This is a genomic window from uncultured Tateyamaria sp., assembly GCF_947497045.1.
GTDB lineage: Bacteria > Pseudomonadota > Alphaproteobacteria > Rhodobacterales > Rhodobacteraceae > Tateyamaria.
In genome coordinates this window covers 233,795-252,608 of sequence record NZ_CANMEU010000001.1, presented here as the reverse complement: position 1 = coordinate 252,608, position 18,814 = coordinate 233,795, and the positions used below count along the sequence as shown (strand labels likewise).

The 18,814-nt window shown below is 59.4% G+C and carries 25 protein-coding genes; 14 read left to right on the top strand and 11 right to left on the bottom strand.

All coding sequences use genetic code 11. From position 1 onward, the window contains the following. Positions 1 to 12: 12 nt before the first annotated feature. Positions 13 to 945, bottom strand: a complete 933-nt coding sequence (locus tag Q0859_RS01460) for a glutaminase (protein ID WP_299147076.1) — start codon at positions 943 to 945, stop codon at positions 13 to 15. Between the two features lie 22 nt (positions 946 to 967). Beyond that, positions 968 to 2,041, bottom strand: a complete 1,074-nt coding sequence (pheS, locus tag Q0859_RS01455; protein WP_299147075.1) for a phenylalanine--tRNA ligase subunit alpha — start codon at positions 2,039 to 2,041, stop codon at positions 968 to 970. A 184-nt stretch (positions 2,042 to 2,225) separates the two neighbouring features. On the opposite strand from pheS, the gene Q0859_RS01450 reads away from it, so the two are divergent. Genes Q0859_RS01450 through Q0859_RS01440 form a run of 3 tightly spaced genes read left to right on the top strand, consistent with a single transcriptional unit; the run spans position 2,226 to position 3,523 of the window. Further along, positions 2,226 to 2,435, top strand: a complete 210-nt coding sequence (locus tag Q0859_RS01450) for a hypothetical protein (RefSeq protein WP_299147074.1) — start codon at positions 2,226 to 2,228, stop codon at positions 2,433 to 2,435. Positions 2,436 to 2,465: 30 nt separating this feature from the next. Continuing rightward, positions 2,466 to 3,293, top strand: a complete 828-nt coding sequence (locus Q0859_RS01445; protein WP_299147073.1) for an OmpA family protein — start codon at positions 2,466 to 2,468, stop codon at positions 3,291 to 3,293. Next, positions 3,290 to 3,523: a hypothetical protein gene (locus Q0859_RS01440; protein WP_299147072.1), complete on the top strand. Its 234-nt coding sequence runs from the start codon at positions 3,290 to 3,292 to the stop codon at positions 3,521 to 3,523. Before Q0859_RS01445 ends, Q0859_RS01440 begins: the two co-directional genes overlap by 4 nt. A gap of 4 nt (positions 3,524 to 3,527) precedes the next feature. On the opposite strand, the gene Q0859_RS01435 is transcribed toward Q0859_RS01440, so the two are convergent. The 5 genes from Q0859_RS01435 to pyk all read right to left on the bottom strand — a co-directional run bounded on the left by Q0859_RS01435 (position 3,528) and on the right by pyk (position 6,561). After that, positions 3,528 to 3,965, bottom strand: a complete 438-nt coding sequence (locus tag Q0859_RS01435) for a BLUF domain-containing protein (protein ID WP_299147071.1) — start codon at positions 3,963 to 3,965, stop codon at positions 3,528 to 3,530. Positions 3,966 to 4,134: 169 nt separating this feature from the next. Then, positions 4,135 to 4,497, bottom strand: a complete 363-nt coding sequence (gene rplT, locus Q0859_RS01430) for a 50S ribosomal protein L20 (protein WP_299147070.1) — start codon at positions 4,495 to 4,497, stop codon at positions 4,135 to 4,137. 15 nt (positions 4,498 to 4,512) lie between these two features. Continuing rightward, positions 4,513 to 4,713, bottom strand: a complete 201-nt coding sequence (gene rpmI, locus Q0859_RS01425) for a 50S ribosomal protein L35 (protein WP_027263382.1) — start codon at positions 4,711 to 4,713, stop codon at positions 4,513 to 4,515. Positions 4,714 to 4,860: 147 nt separating this feature from the next. Beyond that, positions 4,861 to 5,073, bottom strand: a complete 213-nt coding sequence (locus Q0859_RS01420) for a hypothetical protein (protein WP_366523162.1) — start codon at positions 5,071 to 5,073, stop codon at positions 4,861 to 4,863. Between the two features lie 42 nt (positions 5,074 to 5,115). Continuing rightward, on the bottom strand, positions 5,116 to 6,561 hold the full coding sequence (gene pyk, locus Q0859_RS01415; RefSeq protein WP_299147068.1) for a pyruvate kinase: 1,446 nt from the start codon (positions 6,559 to 6,561) through the stop codon (positions 5,116 to 5,118). A 102-nt stretch (positions 6,562 to 6,663) separates the two neighbouring features. Here pyk and Q0859_RS01410 point away from each other — a divergent pair, with 102 nt between their 5' ends. Together Q0859_RS01410 and Q0859_RS01405 are read left to right on the top strand one after the other, a co-directional pair. After that, a complete protein-coding gene (locus Q0859_RS01410) occupies positions 6,664 to 7,401 on the top strand; it encodes an N-formylglutamate amidohydrolase (RefSeq protein WP_299147067.1) in 738 nt (245 codons plus the stop codon). Positions 7,402 to 7,486: 85 nt separating this feature from the next. Then, positions 7,487 to 7,798, top strand: coding sequence for a DUF1244 domain-containing protein (locus Q0859_RS01405; RefSeq protein ID WP_299147065.1), 312 nt, complete (start codon positions 7,487 to 7,489; stop codon positions 7,796 to 7,798). Here the strand turns inward: Q0859_RS01405 and Q0859_RS01400 are convergent. Genes Q0859_RS01400 through Q0859_RS01390 form a run of 3 tightly spaced genes read right to left on the bottom strand, consistent with a single transcriptional unit; the run spans position 7,795 to position 8,768 of the window. Beyond that, entirely contained in the window at positions 7,795 to 8,190 is a 396-nt protein-coding gene (locus Q0859_RS01400; protein ID WP_299147064.1) for a DoxX family protein, read from the bottom strand. The two genes, Q0859_RS01405 and Q0859_RS01400, sit on opposite strands and share 4 nt — an antisense overlap. Further along, positions 8,187 to 8,555, bottom strand: a complete 369-nt coding sequence (locus Q0859_RS01395) for a hypothetical protein (RefSeq protein WP_299147063.1) — start codon at positions 8,553 to 8,555, stop codon at positions 8,187 to 8,189. The genes Q0859_RS01400 and Q0859_RS01395 overlap by 4 nt, the downstream gene beginning before the upstream one ends. Before the next feature lie 39 nt (positions 8,556 to 8,594). Further along, entirely contained in the window at positions 8,595 to 8,768 is a 174-nt protein-coding gene (locus Q0859_RS01390) for a hypothetical protein (protein ID WP_299147062.1), read from the bottom strand. A gap of 58 nt (positions 8,769 to 8,826) precedes the next feature. Here Q0859_RS01390 and Q0859_RS01385 point away from each other — a divergent pair, with 58 nt between their 5' ends. The 5 genes from Q0859_RS01385 to Q0859_RS01365 all read left to right on the top strand — a co-directional run bounded on the left by Q0859_RS01385 (position 8,827) and on the right by Q0859_RS01365 (position 14,599). After that, entirely contained in the window at positions 8,827 to 9,267 is a 441-nt protein-coding gene (locus Q0859_RS01385) for a MarR family transcriptional regulator (protein ID WP_299147061.1), read from the top strand. 36 nt (positions 9,268 to 9,303) lie between these two features. Continuing rightward, positions 9,304 to 9,906: an OsmC family protein gene (locus tag Q0859_RS01380; RefSeq protein ID WP_299147060.1), complete on the top strand. Its 603-nt coding sequence runs from the start codon at positions 9,304 to 9,306 to the stop codon at positions 9,904 to 9,906. Between the two features lie 103 nt (positions 9,907 to 10,009). Next, positions 10,010 to 12,409, top strand: coding sequence for a phenylalanine--tRNA ligase subunit beta (pheT, locus tag Q0859_RS01375; protein WP_299147059.1), 2,400 nt, complete (start codon positions 10,010 to 10,012; stop codon positions 12,407 to 12,409). A 15-nt stretch (positions 12,410 to 12,424) separates the two neighbouring features. After that, entirely contained in the window at positions 12,425 to 12,871 is a 447-nt protein-coding gene (locus Q0859_RS01370; protein WP_299147058.1) for a YtoQ family protein, read from the top strand. A gap of 114 nt (positions 12,872 to 12,985) precedes the next feature. After that, positions 12,986 to 14,599, top strand: a complete 1,614-nt coding sequence (locus tag Q0859_RS01365; RefSeq protein WP_299147057.1) for a GMC family oxidoreductase N-terminal domain-containing protein — start codon at positions 12,986 to 12,988, stop codon at positions 14,597 to 14,599. A gap of 49 nt (positions 14,600 to 14,648) precedes the next feature. Here the strand turns inward: Q0859_RS01365 and Q0859_RS01360 are convergent, their stop codons facing one another. Next, a complete protein-coding gene (locus Q0859_RS01360; protein WP_299147056.1) occupies positions 14,649 to 15,344 on the bottom strand; it encodes a glutathione binding-like protein in 696 nt (231 codons plus the stop codon). Positions 15,345 to 15,493: 149 nt separating this feature from the next. Here Q0859_RS01360 and mscL point away from each other — a divergent pair, with 149 nt between their 5' ends. The 4 genes from mscL (at position 15,494) to Q0859_RS01340 (ending at position 18,766) form a co-directional block, all read left to right on the top strand. Continuing rightward, positions 15,494 to 15,922, top strand: coding sequence for a large conductance mechanosensitive channel protein MscL (mscL, locus tag Q0859_RS01355; RefSeq protein ID WP_299147054.1), 429 nt, complete (start codon positions 15,494 to 15,496; stop codon positions 15,920 to 15,922). Positions 15,923 to 16,196: 274 nt separating this feature from the next. Then, a complete protein-coding gene (locus Q0859_RS01350) occupies positions 16,197 to 16,655 on the top strand; it encodes an Lrp/AsnC family transcriptional regulator (RefSeq protein ID WP_299147053.1) in 459 nt (152 codons plus the stop codon). Positions 16,656 to 16,730: 75 nt separating this feature from the next. Next, positions 16,731 to 17,021 (top strand): hypothetical protein, encoded by a 291-nt coding sequence (locus Q0859_RS01345; protein WP_299147052.1) that lies wholly within the window; start codon positions 16,731 to 16,733, stop codon positions 17,019 to 17,021. Beyond that, positions 17,018 to 18,766, top strand: coding sequence for a methyl-accepting chemotaxis protein (locus Q0859_RS01340; protein ID WP_299147051.1), 1,749 nt, complete (start codon positions 17,018 to 17,020; stop codon positions 18,764 to 18,766). Before Q0859_RS01345 ends, Q0859_RS01340 begins: the two co-directional genes overlap by 4 nt. The last annotated feature ends 48 nt before the right edge of the window (positions 18,767 to 18,814 follow it).

The window sequence follows — 18,814 nt, the reverse complement described above, 5'->3', positions numbered from 1 at the left end:
CAGTGCTGAATTTCAGCCCGCGAAGACGGACCAGCCGGTGAACTCCGCCAGGCGGTCTGCGGCTTCGGTCCCGACTTTGGAATTGCCGTAATTGTTCAGCCCCGGCGACCACACTGCAATGGACGCTTTGCCGGGGGCGATGATCAAGATGCCGCCACCCACGCCGCTTTTGCCGGGTAGACCCACCCGAAAGGCGAAATCACCCGATCCGTCATAGTGCCCGCAGGTCATCATCAGCGCGTTGATCCTCCGCGCGCGTTCCGAGGACAGCAAACGCGGAGCCTTGGCAAAGCGCGCCAGCACGGTTCCGGCTCGCGCAAGCTGATCGGTAGTCATGGCGATGGCGCATTGATGGAAATAGGTCTCCAGCGTGCAGTTGGGCGGGTTATGCAGGTTTTTGTGCGAGGCCAGATAATGCGCAAGGGCCGTATTGCGGTGCCCTGTCACCTTTTCCGAGGCCGCCACGTCACCGTCGATGTGGATATTTGTGTCGCCTGCCGCCGCGCGGATAAAGTGCAGAACTTCGGCGAGCGCGTCGGCGGGCATCCGGCCATCCAGCAGCGCGTCAGTGGTCACGAGAGCACCCGCATTGATGAAGGGATTGCGCGGGCGACCCTGTTCGCGTTCGAGCAATACGATGGAGTCAAAGGATGTCCCGGACGGCTCGCGCCCCACCCGATCCCAAAGCTGATCTCCGATGCGGCCCAGCACACAGGCCAAGGTGAACACCTTTGACACGCTCTGGATCGAAAAGGGCTGATCGTGGCAGCCTGCCGACAGGACCTGTCCATCCGGCAAGGCCACGGAAATCGCGAATTGATCCGGGGCGATGCAGGCCAGCTCGGGGATGTAATTCGCGGGCGTGCCCCAGTCGTTTGCGGCATGCACGGACGTGTTCAGGTCCGTCAGAAATGATTGCAGATCGGGGGGCGAAGCGCGTGTCATTCTATCCGCCCTTTCACATGCTCTATCGGCTCAGCCCGCCGTGCAGCGTTGGCACATCGAGGGCCGCAAAACCGTAATGACGCAGCCACCGCAAGTCGCTGTCAAAGAATGCCCGCAGATCGGGGATGCCGTATTTCAGCATCGCGATCCGGTCGATCCCCATCCCAAAGGCAAAGCCCTGCCATTCGTTTGGATCAATGCCGCCAGCCTGCAATACCTTGGGGTGAACCATGCCGGAACCGAGAATCTCCAGCCAGTCATCACCTTCGCCGACCTTGAGGGTCCCGCCCTCCCACGAGCAGCGAATATCCACTTCGGCACTCGGCTCGGTGAAGGGGAAATGAGACGCGCGGAATCGCAGATCGACACCGTCGACCTCGAAGTAGGATTTCACGAACTCTTCCAGCACCCATTTGAGGTTCGCCATGCTGATGTCCTTGTCGATGGCAAGGCCCTCGACCTGGTGGAACATTGGCGTATGGGTCTGGTCGTAATCGGCGCGGTACACACCGCCGGGGCAGATGATGCGAGTGGGGGCACCACTCGCCTCCATGCTGCGGATTTGCACGGGGCTGGTGTGGGTGCGCAGCACGTGGGGCGGGCGGTCATCGCCTTCGGCGCGGTGCATATAGAACGTGTCCATCTCGGCGCGGGCCGGGTGGTGGCCGGGAATGTTGAGCGCGTCGAAGTTGTACCAATCGGTGTCGATCCGTGGGCCTTCGGCTACGCTAAACCCCATTTCGGCAAAGATGGCCGTGACCTCTTCGCTGACCTGACTGATGGGGTGGATGGTGCCCTGACGGATGTTCCGTGCAGGTAGTGATACATCCAGCCATTCCGAGCGCAGACGTTCATCAAGTGCCGCATCCGCCAGTCCCACCTTCTTGGCCGCAAGCGCGCTGTTGATCTCGTCCTTGAGCGCGTTGAGAGCGGGACCCGCAACCTGACGTTCTTCGGGGGTCATCTTGCCCAATTCGCGCATCTTGAGGGCGACCTCGCCCTTTTTGCCCACTGCAGAGACGCGGATATCCTCCAGCGTTGCCTCATCTGCGGCGTCTGCAATCAGGCTCAGATACTTGGATTTGAGATCGTCCATGACGTGCTCCTTTTGGCTGCCCTGCTATCACAACACATGGCGATGGCAAACACTGGCCACGCGCATCACATCCTTTTCGCGATCAGATTCAACCCACACGATATTTGGGCAAGTTCCCGTTGCGAGACACATCATATTGTGTACGTTACAGTTAAATTCGTCGTAACTGAGTTCAGGATCCGTAATGAAACCGACCATGTATTCTCACCGTCTGAAATCGGTTTTGCAGCAAACGGTACGCGAACTGGGGCTGACGGTTGTCCTGGACGACGGTCAGTCCGAAATGAGCCTGTTGGAGAACGAGGCGATGTTGCGCGAAACGGCGGCTTTGCTGGGGGTGCAAGTCCATGTCGAACAGCGGGATTCAGGTGTTTCGGTAACATTTTTTAACTAAGAGTTATTGTAGAACAAGAGGTTAGTGGGGATGGTTCGAAAAGGTAAAGAGCGCGATGTCCGGGCTCTGCGTGCTGCGGGACTGACATTGGCCAGCGCTGATCGTGTTGCACAATCAGGTGGCGGATCGTCGGTGAAACTGATCGGGGTCGCCGCGGTCTCCATCCTTGTTCTGGCAGGGATCGGGGTCTACAGCCTCAACCTGTCAGGGACCCGAGCGCAGGTAGCAACGCCTCTTGATTCGGTACAGGTGGCGCAAGCCGAGGTCATGGTGGAAGCAGCCAAGCCAGCCCCGGCGGAAACCGCTCAAGCAGTTGAAGTGGAACAGGAAAATATCGGGACTACACCTGCCGCGCCAACTGATTTGCCGTGGGTGACCGCCTTGAACAACGCAGCATCACAACCCGCATCACCAGCGACTGAATTGCAGGATATCGCAATGTCCGTGCCGGTGACTGCCCGCCCTGCCCAACCGGCCAGACTGGCAGACTGTGTGGATACGCTGGCCGCTCAAGTCGCCAAAACGGTCTTGAATTTTGATGCGGGCAGTGCCGAAATCCGGCCGGATGATTTGATCACGTTGGCTAGGGTGGGCGCACAGATCAACAACTGCCCCGCAGCGCGTGTGCAGATTGCCGGTCATTCGGATACCTCCGGTACGGACCTCATCAATCTGCAACTCAGCTGGACACGGGCCGAGAATACGCTGAACGCTCTGGCCTCACTGGACGTGGATGTTTCGCAGTTCGAGGCAGTGGGTTTCGGCTCGCGCGCGCCATTGACCGAAGGTAGCGATGCCGAAGACGCAATCAATCGCCGTGTCGAACTACGCGTGATGCGCAAAGAGGTGTCGCGATGAACATGGGTCTGATCGCAGTCCAGTTTGCCGTCGCCCTTGTACTGCTTGGTGGGGCTGCGGCGGTCGGGTTCGCAATTGCCCGCCAAAGATACACCCGGCAAAATGAGAGCTGGATTGCCGTTCTGTCCGGAGAGGCCGCAAAATTGCGGCGCCGGGCCAAGGTTGCCGAAGACCGCGCACGTGCGGCAGAAAACGCCCTGACCCGCGAGCGGCGCAAGGCGCGCCGCTGATCGCTTAGCCGTGGTTGATCCGCAATTGCGGTGTCAGTTCCACTGACAAGTCCTGCAACACGTCCAACAGGCTTTCCACGTTCACCGTTTCCGGATTCACGACGTCGGTCGAAAAATAGCGCAGATAGATGTTTTGCGTGCGGTCATCCATACCTTGATGCAGTCCCATCGACCATGTCGGGAACATACGCTCGCGGACGTCGGAACAGGCCAGAAGGATGATGTTGCTGTGACGTGGGTCGCGCGCAATGCGGTGATAGAGCGCCGACACTTCGACCCGGCCGCCCTCGATCACCTGCATGAAGTGATCACCGTTGTAATGCAACATGCCCGTCAGGTTCATGCGAGCGTTGTTGCGTTTGCACGTCTCGATCAATGCCTGCGCATCCATGCTTTCGGACGGGTTGCGTTGCGAATAGTAAACAAGGCGGGTGAGATTCATGGCGTTACCTATCACTTTAGCAGATGTGGTATGATCCGACTAAAGTTACCACAAGATCAAGTTAAATAGTCCGACATGCACTGCTTTGCGTGCATTTTCAACCAACGCTATAACTGAAAAAGGCCACCTCTTTCGAAGTGGCCTTGGATAGGTTTTTTGTCGCGGTGGCTCAGGCGAGTTGTGCCTTGGCCTGATCCACGATTGCGGCGAATGCAGCAGGTTCATTGACGGCCAGATCGGCCAGAACCTTACGGTCCACTTCGATGCCTGCCAGCGTCAGGCCGTTGATAAAGCGGCTATATGTCAGCGCCTCGTCATGGGCACGCACAGCGGCGTTGATCCGCTGGATCCACAGCGCGCGGAAGCTGCGCTTGCGGTTATGGCGGTCACGGGTCGCGTATTGGTTGGCCTTGTCGACGGCCTGACGGGCAACCTTGAAGGTGCTCTTGCGGCGACCATAATAACCTTTGGCGGCCTTGATGACCTTCTTGTGACGGGCGTGGGCGACGGTTCCACCTTTGGTGCGGGACATGTGTCTATCCTCCTATCAGCGGTCGTAGGGCATGAAGCCCTTGACGATTTTGGCGTCGGGGGCCGACAGGGTCGTGGTGCCACGGGCGTCACGGATGAATTTGCGGGTGCGTTTGATCATGCCGTGGCGCTTGCCGGCCTGACCTGCCATGACTTTGCCGGTCGCGGTCACTTTGAAGCGCTTTTTGGCGCTCGATTTTGTCTTCATCTTGGGCATTTCCGTCTCCATCATTTGAGTTCGGTCGATACGCGACTCGGCATGCCACTGTGGCCGGACGCGCGGAACGAAGCCGCTCTTTAGGGCGCGCGCACATCAAGTGCAAGCCAAATGTGGAGCTTGGGCGGTCTCAGGCGGGAATGGCCGTTAGGGTATGAATTGCGCAACCACGCGCACAAAGACGTCCGGGATGTCTTCCAGCCGATAGCCGCCGGGCTGCGTCTGGATCGCCAGCAAGATGAGCCCGCCCGCAATCAGCACCGTAATCGCCGACGCCCGCGGCGCCCGTTGGTCGGATATCGCAGATAACATCGAAGGAATCGAAAGCCCGGCAAGAACAATGCCAAGCACCAAATACATATCCGGAGTCATCTCGTTACCCTACTTAAACGCGGGGCAAGGTTACTCTGGATCGGTCGAGTAAATCAAACGTTCATCACAAGGGGCGACACGCAGAATATTGGTGGTGCCGGTGACGTTGAACGGGACACCCGCCGTGACCACGATCCGATCATCGGCCGTTGCGAACCCTTTGTCGCGGGCGGCCTTGGCAGCGCCCACAACCGCTCCCTTGAAGCGATCCATGACGCCGGTCACGACGCAGTTGCAACCCCAGGTCAGCGCGATCCGGCGGGCGGTACCCTTCAGCGGCGTCAGTGCGAGGATCGGCACGCGGGGCCGTTCTCGTGCGACCAACAGGGCGGTGGTCCCGCTTTGGGTGAAACAGCAGATCGCCTTGATGTCTGCGGTCTCTGCAATCTCGCGTGCGGCGGCCACAATGCCGTCGGCGACCGAGGCGCGATTGGCGCTGCGGCTGGATTCGATAATCTGCGTGTAGGTCGGGTCCTGCTCGACCTCTGCGGCGACCCGGTCCATCGTGGTTACCGCCTCAATCGGAAAGCTGCCTGCTGCGCTCTCGGCGCTCAGCATCACGGCGTCTGCACCCTCATAAATGGCGGTGGCCACATCGCTGACTTCGGCGCGGGTGGGCATGGGGCTTTCGATCATACTTTCGAGCATCTGGGTCGCCACGATCACCGGCTTGGCCGCGTGGCGGCACTTGCGCACGAGGCGCTTTTGGATGGGCGGCACGTTCTGGACAGGCAATTCGACGCCCAAGTCCCCGCGGGCGACCATGATCCCGTCACTGGCGGCCAAAATTTCATCAAAGCGATCCACCGCATTGGGCTTTTCGATCTTGGACAGGATTGCGGCGCGCCCTTTGACAAGCTCGCGGGCCTCTTCGACGTCTGCCGGGCGTTGCACAAAGGACAGCGCCATCCAGTCGACGCCCAATTCGGCGACAAATTCCAAATCGGCACGGTCTTTTTCGGACAAGGCGGCAAGGGGCAACTCTACGTCCGGGACGTTCACACCCTTGCGGTTGGAAATCACACCACCGGCCACAACCACACAGTCCGCGAAATCGGCACCACAGGCTTCGACGCGCAGCCGGATCTTGCCATCATTGACCAACAGCGATTTTCCGGGTTCCAGCGCTGCAAAAATCTCGGGGTGGGGCAGGCAGACACGGCTTGCATCGCCCTCTGTCTTGTCCAGATCAAGACGGAACTTCGCACCTTCATCCAGCATCTCGCTGTCACCGGCAAACACGCCCACGCGCAGTTTGGGGCCCTGAAGGTCCGCCAGAATGGCGATGCTCGACCCGCAATCTTCCTCGACCTGACGGATAATTCTGTGCTTGACGGCAATCTCTTCGTGGCTGCCATGGGACATGTTCAAGCGAAACACATCCGCGCCCGCCTCGTGCAAGGCCCGGATCATCTCGTATGTGTCCGAAGCCGGGCCAAGCGTGGCCACAATTTTCACGTTGCGCTGGCGTCGCATATGACAGAGTCCTTTTGGTGATACCGCTAACACATGCCTTATTGCCCAATTCACATCGTGTGGCAACTGGCCTAAACCTAGCGGAACCTGGGTGACGATTGCATGACGTATTCTCCATTTTCCATTCACGGGGCAGACCGGTCGGGGCACTGGGTGATCACCTGTGACCATGCCTCAAACACGGTGCCCGAGGTCGTGGGCGGTGGCAGTCTGGGATTGCCCGAGGCCGAAATGGAACGCCATATCGCCTATGACATCGGGGCGATGGGAACAGCACTCGCGCTTGGCGAGGCGCTTAACGCGCCGGTGATCTGCTCGAACTTCTCACGGCTTGTGATTGATCCCAACCGGGGTGCGGATGATCCAACGCTGATTCCGCAGCTTTATGATGGCACGATCATAGAAGGAAACCGGCGCATCGACACGGCTGAACGGGCCCGCCGGATCGCCGCATTCTACCAACCCTATCACGACGCGATTGTCGAAACCGCGCGGGGCAAGGACATCGCGTTCCTGTCCATGCACAGCTTTACCAGACAGCTTCAGGCCCGCGCGCCACGACCGTGGGAAATCGGCGTGTTGTCCGCACAAGACCGCCGGATCGCCAACCCGCTGATCGGACGCCTTCAGGGGGCGCTGACCAGTCCCGTCGGCGACAATCAGCCCTATGCGGGCTTCTTTCCCGGTGACGCCATGACACAGCATGCGCATTCAAAAGGGCGGCCAAACGTCATCCTGGAACTGCGCCAGGACCTGATCGAGACTGAGGCGGGCCAAACCAACTGGGCCCATTTCCTCGCCCCGCACCTTGAAGCGGCCCGGCAAGAGGCCAATCTCTAACACCAAGCTCTTTCCTTTCGCCCCAAATACCTCGGGGTCTGGGGCAGCGCCCCAGTCCGACCGGCACCACAAAAGGACCACATCCATGGACGCACAAACCCAGCTTGAACTCGAAGCCGCCGCCTTTCGCCGCTTGCGCCAACACCTGATGCAGGACCGCACGGATGTGCAAAATATCGACATGATGAACCTGACCGGTTTTTGCCGAAATTGCCTCAGCCGCTGGTATCATGAGGCCGCAAATGAACGCGGGATCGACATGACCAAGGACGAAGGACGCGAGGCGTTCTACGGGATGAGCATGGCCGAATGGAAAGCGAATTTTCAGACCGACGCGAGCGGTGCGCAGCAAGAGGCGTTCAAGACCGCCTTTGCCGAGAATGTCGACAAAAACTAGGCCGCGCGACGCAAGACAGACACTCCGGCCATCGCAACCAACCCGCCCGCCACTGCAATGTTCTTGAAAAACAACGACAGCTCTGTGCCAAAATTATCGGTCGGCACAGCCCAGAATGCGTGAAACAGGATGTTCACCAGCAGCGTGTAGCCCGCCAATCCAAGCGCCATCAGGCCCGTGCCGCGCAGTCCCGATGCAACCCAAAGGCCACCGCCCGGTTCCAATGCGATGACAAGCACCAGAACAAGGCTGGGAACGGGCAGCCCGCCCGCCTCTATCTGCACCAGCACCGCAGTCGGGTCGCTCAGTTTGTTGATACCTCCCAAGATGAACAGGCTGGTCAACACGGAGCGGCCAATGTGCAGCGCCCAGATGGCCTGCACCCGGCTCATCCCTCAGCCTTCGTACGTACAGCGGCGACCATGCGCTCCGTCGCTCCGCTCAGATACGCATCAAAGGCATCCCGCCGCGAATTTACGATCCAGCGCGCAAAGGCATTCTTGGGTTTGATGCTATAGGTCCAGTCAAAGCGGGTCTCGCCCGCACCAACCTCGGTAAAGGTCTGGACGCCCAAAATTTGCTCCACCGCGCGACCGGCAGCATTGGTAAACACCCAGATCTGATACTCGAACCGCTCTGGTTCATTCAGCAAAATGCGCTCGATTACATAGTGCCCATCCTCAAGGCGCAGCCAGCGCACCGCCCCGGCCTGAGGCCAATCGCCCTCCAACACCTTGCCCTCGATCGGCGGGGCCAAACCGCCAGCGGGTTCCAGAAAATCGATTAGCGGCGCGCGTTATAAAAAGGCGCGCAACTCCGGCGCGCTCAATGGCACGGTGGCCGAGGTTTCAATCACCACAGACCCTTCCGTACTGACCGCGGGCGGCACGCTCAGCGCAGGTGGTCCATCTGGCGGCGCGGCGGTGCAATTGGTAAGGGCAAGCAAAGCTGCGATGACAAGGAAACGCATGATGGGATCTCTTGTGGTACGATATGCGTATTATATAGATAGTACGCAGGACGTATCAATGGTCAAAGAGGCAGAAATCGCGGAATTGGCAGGCGGCATTGCGCTGGTGATCCGTGCGCTGCTCGTGGCGGGGCGCAAAGGCCAACCCGCCGAAGGCAAGATGCCGTTCAACCCGCTCTACTTCAACATGCTGCGGACCCTGGATGAGGGGCCAACGCGGCCCACCCATATGGGCCAAAAACTTGGTGTCTCAAAGACAACGCTGTCCGCGGCCGTCAAGGCGCTTGAGAAGCGTGGGCTGCTGCAACGTGCACCGGACCCAGATGACGGACGTGCACAGGTCCTGTCGGTCACAGATGAGGGGCGCGACGTGATAACAGCGATCAAACGTCAGGACAAACGCAACGCCGCCGCGATGCTGGCCGTGCTTGAGCCGGGCGAAACCGCTGCCTTTGCCTCAGCCTTTCGCCGGATCGGTGAGGCGCTTGATACCCAGTGACACCTTGCGAAAAAGAGTAACAAAAAAGGACCCGCCATGTCTGACACACCTTACCGCGTGGGCGAACGCAGCCCTGACGCCGCCGCCCCAACCGCCTTCACACCGGACCCGTTCAAGCGCGCCAAACCACCCCAGCCCTTGCAATTTGAGGTCAATTTGGTGGCCGAAGCCCACAGCAAGCAGCAAAAGACGGGGACGGTGTCCGTGAACATCCCCGGTTTTTCTCCGCTGAAGCTCTATTGCGACGAACAGCCCCCCGTGGGCGATGATCAGGCTCCGCCACCGCTGGCCTATTTCTGTGCGGGCATCGGGTTTTGCCTGATGACCCACCTCACCGATATCTACACCGCGCGCAAGATCGAGATCACCTCGCTGCGCCTTGAACAGCGGGTGCGCTTTGCCACGAACCTGTCGCATATGCGCGAGTTGGGGCATGCAACGACAGGGCAAACCGAACTGGTCGAAACCCATGTGCTGATCGACAGCCCCGAGCCGCGCGAAAAAATTCAGGAGCTGCTGGACGAGGCCGAAGGAGCCTGTATGGCGCATTTCGCCCTGCGCAACCCGATCCCGTGGTTCACGCGGCTGGTGCACAATGGGGATGAAACCGTGAGCCGGTCCGGCAACGGTGCCCCCTGAATGTAAGGCGGAGGTGCCCTCCGCCCGGCTTGCACCTTTGAGCGATCTTTGCCATTGCAGGCGCAAACCCATACCCCCGACCAAGGCGCGAAAAGGTTAAGGCATGAAATTCACACTCAGCTGGCTCAAGCAGCACCTGGACACCGATGCTTCTGTGGACGAGATCACCTATGCGCTGACCGACCTGGGCCTTGAGGTCGAAGGGGTCGAGGATCGCGGCGCAAAGCTGGCCGATTTCACCATCGGCAAGGTGATAAGCGCGGAAAAGCACCCCGATGCGGACCGGCTGCGCGTTTGTCAGGTCGACACGGATGAGGGCATGAAGCAGATCATCTGCGGTGCCCCGAACGCGCGCGAAGGGATCACCGTCGTTGTCGCCAAACCGGGCGTTTATGTGCCGGGCATCGACACCACCATTGGCGTGGGCAAAATCCGTGGCATCGAAAGCTTCGGTATGATGGCCTCCGAGCGCGAGATGGAACTGTCCGAAGAACATGACGGTATCATCGAACTGCCCTCGGGCGAGGTGGGCGAGCGCTTTGTCGACTGGCTTGCCCAAAATGACCCCGCCAAGGTCGACCCGATGATCGAAATAGCGATTACCCCCAACCGCCCCGACGCCTTGGGTGTGCGCGGTATTGCCCTGGATCTGGCGGCCCGCGGCGTGGGCACAATGAAGCCGGCACCCGAACCGTCGCTTGAGGGGGCATTCCCCTGCCCGGTGAGTGTCAGCATCGACGACGACACCCTTGATCAGTGCCCCGTCTTCTTTGGTCGCGTCATCCGGGGCGTCACAAATGGGCCCAGTCCCGCGTGGTTGCAGGATCGTCTGCGCGCCATCGGGTTGCGCCCGATTTCGTTCCTTGTGGATGTGACGAACTACTTCACCTTTGATCGCAACCGTCCGCTGCACGTGTTTGACGCTGACAAGATTGCCGGAGACACTTTGCGCATCCACCGCGCCAAAGGGGGTGAAACCCTCGTGGGTCTGGATGAAAAGGAATACACGTTCCAGCCTGACATGACGCTGATCTCGGACGCGAATGGCGTCGAAAGCATCGGTGGCGTGATGGGCGGTCTGCCGTCGGGCTGCACGATGGACACCGTGAATGTCTTTGTGGAGGCCGCTTACTTCGACCCGGTCCGGACGGCCTATACAGGTCGCGCGCTCAAGATCAATTCGGATGCGCGCTATCGCTTTGAGCGCGGGATTGACCCGGCCTTTACACCCAAGGGCCTTGATCTGGCCTGCGAGATGATCGTCGAACATGCGGGCGGCGAGGTGTCGAGCCGTGTGCAGGCGGGTGCGATCCCCGACACGTCGCGCGCCTATCGTCTGGATGCGGCCCGCGTACAAAGCCTTGTGGGCATGGACATTCCCGAAAGCGAACAGCGCCAGACGCTGACCGCCCTTGGCTTTCGTCTTGAGGGTGACATGGCGCACGTGCCCAGTTGGCGCCCCGATGTGATGGGCGAAGCGGATCTGGTCGAGGAGGTCGCGCGTGTGGCCTCGCTCACCAAGTTGCAGGGACGCCCCTTACCGCGTCTGACCAGCGGTGTGCCCAAGCCCGTGATGACTCCGATCCAGCGGCGTGAGCAGATCGCGCGGCGCACGGCGGCGGCACTGGGGTACAATGAATGTGTGACCTACAGCTTCATTGATCAGGCTGCGGCGGCGTTGTTTGGTGGCGGTGATGAGGCAACCAGGCTGGAAAATCCCATTTCGTCGGATATGAGCCACATGCGCCCGGCACTGCTGCCCGGTTTGCTACAGGCGGCGGCGCGCAATCAGGCGCGGGGCTTCATGGATCTGGCGCTGTTCGAGGTTGGTCCCGCCTTTCATGGGGGTGAACCGGGTGAGCAGCATTTGCTGATCTCCGGCCTGCTGGTCGGGCGCACAGGGCCGAAAGACGTCCACGGGGCTTCTCGCGCGGTCGATGTTTATGACGTCAAGGCGGATGCCGAGGCGGTGTTGTCCGCCATGGGCGCACCTGTCAAGGTGCAGATCATGCGCGGGGCCGAAGGGTGGTGGCATCCGGGCCGTCACGGCAAGATTTGTCTGGGCCCCAAGAAAGTGTTGGGCGTCTTTGGTGAGTTGCATCCCCGCGTGACCGAGGCGATGGACATCAAGGGACCGGCCATGGCCTTTACCCTGTGGCCAGCAGAGATCCCGATGCCACGCAAAGCCGGTGCCAACAAGGGCGCGCTGGATATCAGTGATTTGCAGGCGGTCGAGCGTGACTTTGCCTTCGTGGTCGATGCCGAGGTCGAGGCACTGACGCTGGCCAATGCGGCGATGGGGGCCGACAAGGCGCTTATCGAAGATGTGCGCGTATTTGACGAGTTTATCGGCGGTAGTCTGGGCGAGGGTAAGAAATCACTGGCCATTACCGTGCGGTTGCAGCCTCGCGATGGGACGCTGAAGGATGCCGACATCGAGGCCGTTGCCGCGAAGGTCGTCGAGAAGGTGACCAAGGCCACGGGCGGTGCTTTGCGTGGATAATCAGGGAGAGTGTCGATGCTGAAAGTCTATCTATCCGGTGAAATTCACACCGATTGGCGTGAGCAGATTGTTGATGGTGCCAAAGGGCTGGATGTTCAGTTTTCTACCCCTGTGACCGATCACGGTGCCAGCGATGATTGCGGGGTCGCGATCCTTGGGTCGGAGGACAACAAGTACTGGCATGACCACAAGGGTGCGATGGTCAACGCGATCCGGACCCGCAAGGGGATTGCGGATGCAGATGTGGTCGTGGTCCGTTTTGGAGATCAGTACAAGCAGTGGAACGCGGCCTTTGACGCAGGCTATGCCGCGGCACTGGGCAAGTCGTTGATTATCCTGCACGGGCCTGATCACGCTCATGCCTTGAAAGAGGTCGATGCGGCGGCTCTGGCCGTGGCGGAGGAACCGGCGCAGGTGGTCGAGATCTTGCGCTATGTGTTGACAGGTGCGCTGCCCGGCTAGTCGTCGGGAGGGACTGTTCCGGGCCGTTGGCCCGAAATGCGCCCACCCACCGACCCATGGTCACGCTTGTATTGGGTGAGATGCCCTCCTAGCCTTTTGGTCAGGAGGAGCGCCATGAAGTTCGATTATGTGATAGTGGGCGGCGGATCAGCTGGATGCGTTCTGGCGTCCCGTCTGAGCGAGGATGCCGCTATCAGCGTCTGTCTGATTGAGGCGGGCGGATCAGGACGCGACATCTTTATTCGTGCCCCTGCGCTGGTGGCTGGCATGATCTCGGGTCGCCCCAAGATCAACAACTGGGCGTTTCATACCGAGCCACAGCCGGGGCTGAACGGTCGGCGTGGTTTTCAGCCCCGGGGCAAGGCCTTGGGGGGATCAAGCGCGATCAATGCGATGCTATATGTGCGTGGCCATCCTGCCGACTATGATGAATGGGCGGATTTGGGGGCCACGGGGTGGGACTGGGACAGCGTTTTGCCTTGGTTCAGACACGCTGAGGGCAACGCGCGGCGCGCAGACGCTCTGCACGGCAGCGATGGCCCCTTGCAAGTCGGGGACCAGTCCGAACCGCGGGCGATTTCCCATGCTTTTGTTGAAGCGGGCGCACAGACCCAGATCCCGATCAATGCAGATTTCAATGGTCCTGATCAAGAGGGCGTTGGCCTGTATCAGGTCACGCAGCATCATAAGGGCGACGCCAAAGGCGAGCGGTGTTCTGCGGCCTCGGCCTATTTGCCCGATGCGGTACGTGCCCGTGCCAATCTGACGGTCTTGATCCGCGCGACGGCCCAAAGGGTCGAGATTGAGGATGGCCGTGCTGTAGGCGTTCGTATCAAGCATGAAGGCGGCGTGAAACTGGTGCAGGCCGCTCGTGAGGTGGTGTTGTCTGCCGGGGCATTCGGATCGCCGCAATTGCTGTTGTTGTCCGGGATCGGGCCACGTGATGAGTTGGCGGCTCATGGCGTTGAGACGGTGCAAGAATTGCCCGGTGTGGGCCAGAACCTTCAGGACCACCTGGATTACATCATCAGCTATCATTCCAAGCGCGATGATGTTGTAGGCCTGGGCCCAAAGGGGCTGATGGCCTTGGGCAAGGCCGGGTTGCAGTGGCGCAAGGATGGCACGGGACTGTTTGCGTCGCCGATGGCCGAGGCGGGCGGATTCATCAAATCTGAGCAGGATATCGACCGCCCGGACCTTCAACTGCATTTCGTGGTCGGTATTGTCGATCAGCACATGCGCAAGATCCACGTCAAGTTCGGGTATTCCTGTCATGTCTGTGTGCTGCGCCCCGAAAGCCGTGGGTCCGTCGGGCTGCAATCGGCTGACCCCGCTGCGCCGCCACGCATTGATCCGGGATATCTGTCTGATCCACGCGATCTGGCCGTGTTGATGAAAGGCGCGCGCGAGATGGAGCGTATTCTGGACGCTCCAGCGCTCGCCCCGTGGAAGGGCAAAAAGCTTTATGCACATGACGGGACCGATGCGAGCCTTGAGGCGGACATCCGCGCCCGCTCGGATACGATATATCACCCGGTGGGGACCTGCCGGATGGGTGTGGACGACATGGCCGTGACCGATGCGTCGGGCTGTGTTCATGGGGTTGACGGCTTGCGCGTGGTTGATGCGTCGCTGATGCCGCGCCTGATCGGGGGCAATACCAACGCCCCCACCATCATGTTGGCTGAAAAAATCAGCGCAGGCATGCGCGGCGCGCAAAACCCCTAAGGCCGCGCGCCGCTTGGTCGTTGTTTCGGGTCTTTTTGGCGAAGGGAAATCAGGGCCGGGGCGGTGTGTTCATTCCCTTGGTCACAGCCGGGCGAGCCATGAAACGGTCCAGATAAGCCCCGAGGTTCTTGTGATCGTCCCAGTTCACCATGTCTTTGGCTTCGTAAAAATTCAGCGCATTCAGCCATGGTGCGATCGCAATATCCGCGATGGAGTAGTTGCCCGTAATCCAGTCCCTGTCTGAAAGTGCGGTGTCGAGTACGCCGAGCAACCGTCTGGCTTCATCCACATAGCGTTGCCGGGGCCGTTTATCTTCCCACTCGCTGCCTGCGAATTTCACGAAAAACCCCATCTGCCCGAGCATCGGGCCGAGGCCCCCCATCTGGAACATCAGCCATTGGATTGTCCTCGCTCGTTCCGAGGCCGTGTTGCCAATCAGTTTGCCCGATTTTTCCGCGAGATAGATCAGGATCGCGCCGGATTCGAACAACCCGATCGGCCCCTCCGGCCCATTCGGATCAATGATGGCGGGGATCTTGTTGTTGGGGTTCAGCGACAGGAACGCAGAGCTTTTGACATCCGCGTCCGCGAGAGTGACGAGGTGTGCCTCATAAGGGATTTCCATTTCCTCAAGAGCGATAGATGCTTTGACCCCGTTGGGCGTCGGGAACGCAAACAGTTGCAATATGTCAGGGTTTTTGGGTGTCCATTTTTGCGTAATCGGGAAGGCGCTGAGGTCGGCCATATCGGGCATCTCCATATAAACTATGGGTAGGACATAGGCGATTTTCCCCGTCAAAATAACCTTGGACCTGTGAGAACATGTGTTAACAGGTGTTCATCTGCGCACCAAAACAACAAAACGCGCAGGACCAAGCCAACAAGGGACAAGATATGCTAAACGAATTCAAAGACTTCATCGCCAAGGGCAATGTCATGGACATGGCCGTCGGTATCATCATCGGGGCGGCATTTACGGCCATTGTGTCGTCGCTGGTGGCCGATCTGATCAACCCATTCATCGGCTTGTTCACGGGCGGCATCGACTTCACCAACATGTATTTCGTGCTGTCGGGCGATGTGGCTGCGGGTGCTTCTCTTGAAGCGGCGCGCGAGGCGGGTGCGGCTGTGTTTGCCTATGGCGCGTTTGTCATGGCGATCATCAACTTTCTGATCATTGCCTTCGTTGTGTTTATGCTTGTCCGCAGTGTGAACAAGATCAAGGCGGCGGCTGAAAAGCCCGAAGAGGCCGCTCCCGAGGCCGAAAGTGGCCCAAGCGAGTTGGATATCCTGATGGAAATTCGGGACTCACTGGCCAAATAAGTCACTGATCATTCTGCGACAGGCGCTGCTTCTTCATTGGGGTGGCGCCTTTTTCGTATTTTGGTTTCGAAAGCTGAGGCCCTGACCGGGTCCTTACCCCTCGACCTGGGATGTTATGTGCTATGCTTGGGGGCATCATATGGGGCTGGCTGTGGGTGCCTCTGGGTGAGCGACGTAAAATTGTCAGCCCCAGGAGTGAGAATGAGTTCGCATTGGATCCAGAATTCGGAATATTGTGCGTAACTGGAAAATCTCGTGCAAGAAATGAGCGCCTATGTCTCTTGATGCAACCGATCGTCGTATCCTTACTGCCCTGCAAAAGCGGGGGCGTATGTCGAATGCGGATCTCAGCGAAGCTGCCAATCTGTCCCCGTCCGCGTGCCACCGCCGGGTGCAACGGCTTGAGGAGTCCGGATATATCCGGGGCTATGTCGCCCTTTTGGATGCGCGCAAGATGGGTGTGCCGACCACGGTGTTTGTGGAAATTACCCTTCAGGGTCAGGCGGATGAGGTGCTGGACGCCTTTGAAAAGGCCGTGTCGCGAATCCCGGACGTGCTGGAATGTCACTTGATGGCCGGTACTGCGGATTACATCCTCAAGGTGGTCGCAGAAGGCACCGAAGATTTTGCCCGTATTCACCGTCAGCATCTGGCGCGCTTGCCTGGTGTGGCACAGATGCAGTCCAGCTTTGCGTTGCGGACGGTGTTCAAGACAACGGCGCTGCCGGTCTGACAGAACTGCAATTAGCAGAATTTTTAGACCTGTCCTGTAGCACGCCTTAAAGCTCTTGTTTGTTTAGGTGTCGCAATGCGTATTTGGATCATGGTGATAGCATTGGTGCTTTCGGGTCCGGTGGCGGCGTTGGCCGTCGCCCCCAAGCCCAAAGATGGCCTGTTTTTGATTATTGTCGCACCGTGGCAGGATCCAAAGCCCATTTTGGCCGCGATGGACGGACGCGAAATCGGACCTGCGCGCGCCCCACTCGCCTTTCTTGTTCAGTCTTTTGAGCCTGAGGCATATGCCAAAGCCTACGCGTCAGGCGCGATTTGGGTGACCAACAGTGCGCTATTGGCCGCGATTTGCGGAGCGGTGTTATGAAAACCGACGTCTTGTCCGCGCTGGATCACTCTCGGTTTAAGGCAGCTGAGTGGATCTTGTATTGGTGCGCCGGAATCGGGTGTATCGTCGCGTTGTTTGGGGTGTTGCTGCCCGTTCAGTCCATCCTGCCCGGGCTGATCGCCCTGAGTGCTACAGGGATCGCCTATTGGTCGCTAAAACGCCGGCACAAGCATCACCGTCTGTTGGTCGGTCAGGCTGCGGTCGCACAGGCCATCGGACTTGTTGCCGCTTTTTCCGGGTCCGGGTGGCAGATCGATGCGCACATGTTGTTCTTTGTTGCCATGTCCACACTCGTGGGTCTTGTTGATACCCGCGCGATTGTCTGGGCGGCGGTGACGACCGTATTGCACCACCTGTCCTTGGGGGTCTTTCTGCCGCAGTTGGTGTTCCCGTCTTCTGATTTGATAGAGAATATTGAACGTGTTTTGTTTCACGGCATCATCGTCGGATTCCAGGTGGGTGCCTTGTATTGGGCCGTGTCCAACCGATTGCGGCTGACCAAAGAGGTGCAGGGCGCTTTTACCACTGCCGAAACACAAGCGCGACATGCTTCGCAGGCGGGTGACGTGGCCGAAGCGGCACGCCAGGATGCACAAGCCGAAGCGCGGCGTGCTCAAGATGCGCAGGTCAAGGCCGAGGAGTTGGTGAAGGTCTTGCATGAGGAACAAGCGGCACGGGAGGAGGCGGATCAGGCCAAACGGGCGGCAGAGGAGCGCAGCGCAGAAATGCAGCGTGCCCGCCTGGAAGAACAGGACCATGTTGTCACAGCCTTGCGCGGGGGGCTCGAACGGATCGCAAGCGGTGACCTCTCGGCTCCGCTGGATGCTCCATTTCCGCACGCTTACGAGCCACTGCGCAAGGATTATAACCGTGCGATCTCCAAACTCGCATCCGTCCTGACCCAGATTGTTGACAGCACCAATGATCTGTTGATGCGGGTCGCCGCGGTCAGCCGTTCAGCCGATGAATTGGCAAGCCACACGGAAAGGCAGGTCGCCTCTTTGGATGCAACAAGCCACTCTGTTGAAAATCTGCACGCCGTTGTGCGCGACTCCACCGACAATGCCACCTCTACAGCGGTAGTCGCTGAGGCTGTTAAGAATGACGCGATCGCAGGCGGGCACATCGTGCGCAAAGTGATTACAGCGATGAGTGAGATCGAAAGTTCATCCCGAGAGATTGCCGAAATCAATGCCGCAATGGATGCAATTGCGTTTCAGACGAACCTGCTTGCGCTTAATGCCGGCGTAGAGGCTGCGCGCGCGGGCGAAGCAGGTCGTGGGTTTTCAGTTGTTGCATCGGAGGTGCGTGCACTGTCACGCCGCGCCACGGAAGCGGCGCAGGGCATCAATGAATTGACCGAGCGTAGTGGGCGGCAGGTGAATGCGGGCGTGATGTTGGTCAAAGACGCCGGGGATGCGCTGGACGGAATCGTAAAATCTGTGGCGGACATGACTACCTCCGTTGATCACATTGCGGCGGCTGCGGTCAAACAGTCAGACGGGCTTGGCGTGGTCAAAACCTCTGTCACAGAGCTTGATACCGTCGCCCAAAGAAACGCCATGATGTTTGAAGAGACGACGACGGCCTGTCAGGCTTTGACAGCGGGGATGGAGATGATTGCAGCCAATCTCAGGGCGTTCAAACTGGTGCCGTCCGTTCGTACAACGCCGATGGAATTTGATGTGGCGACCAATCACCGTCAGGGTGCGGCTGCGTCATAGGTACCGTTTGCCGCGCCCATAAAAAACCCCGAGACGTTGCCATCTCGG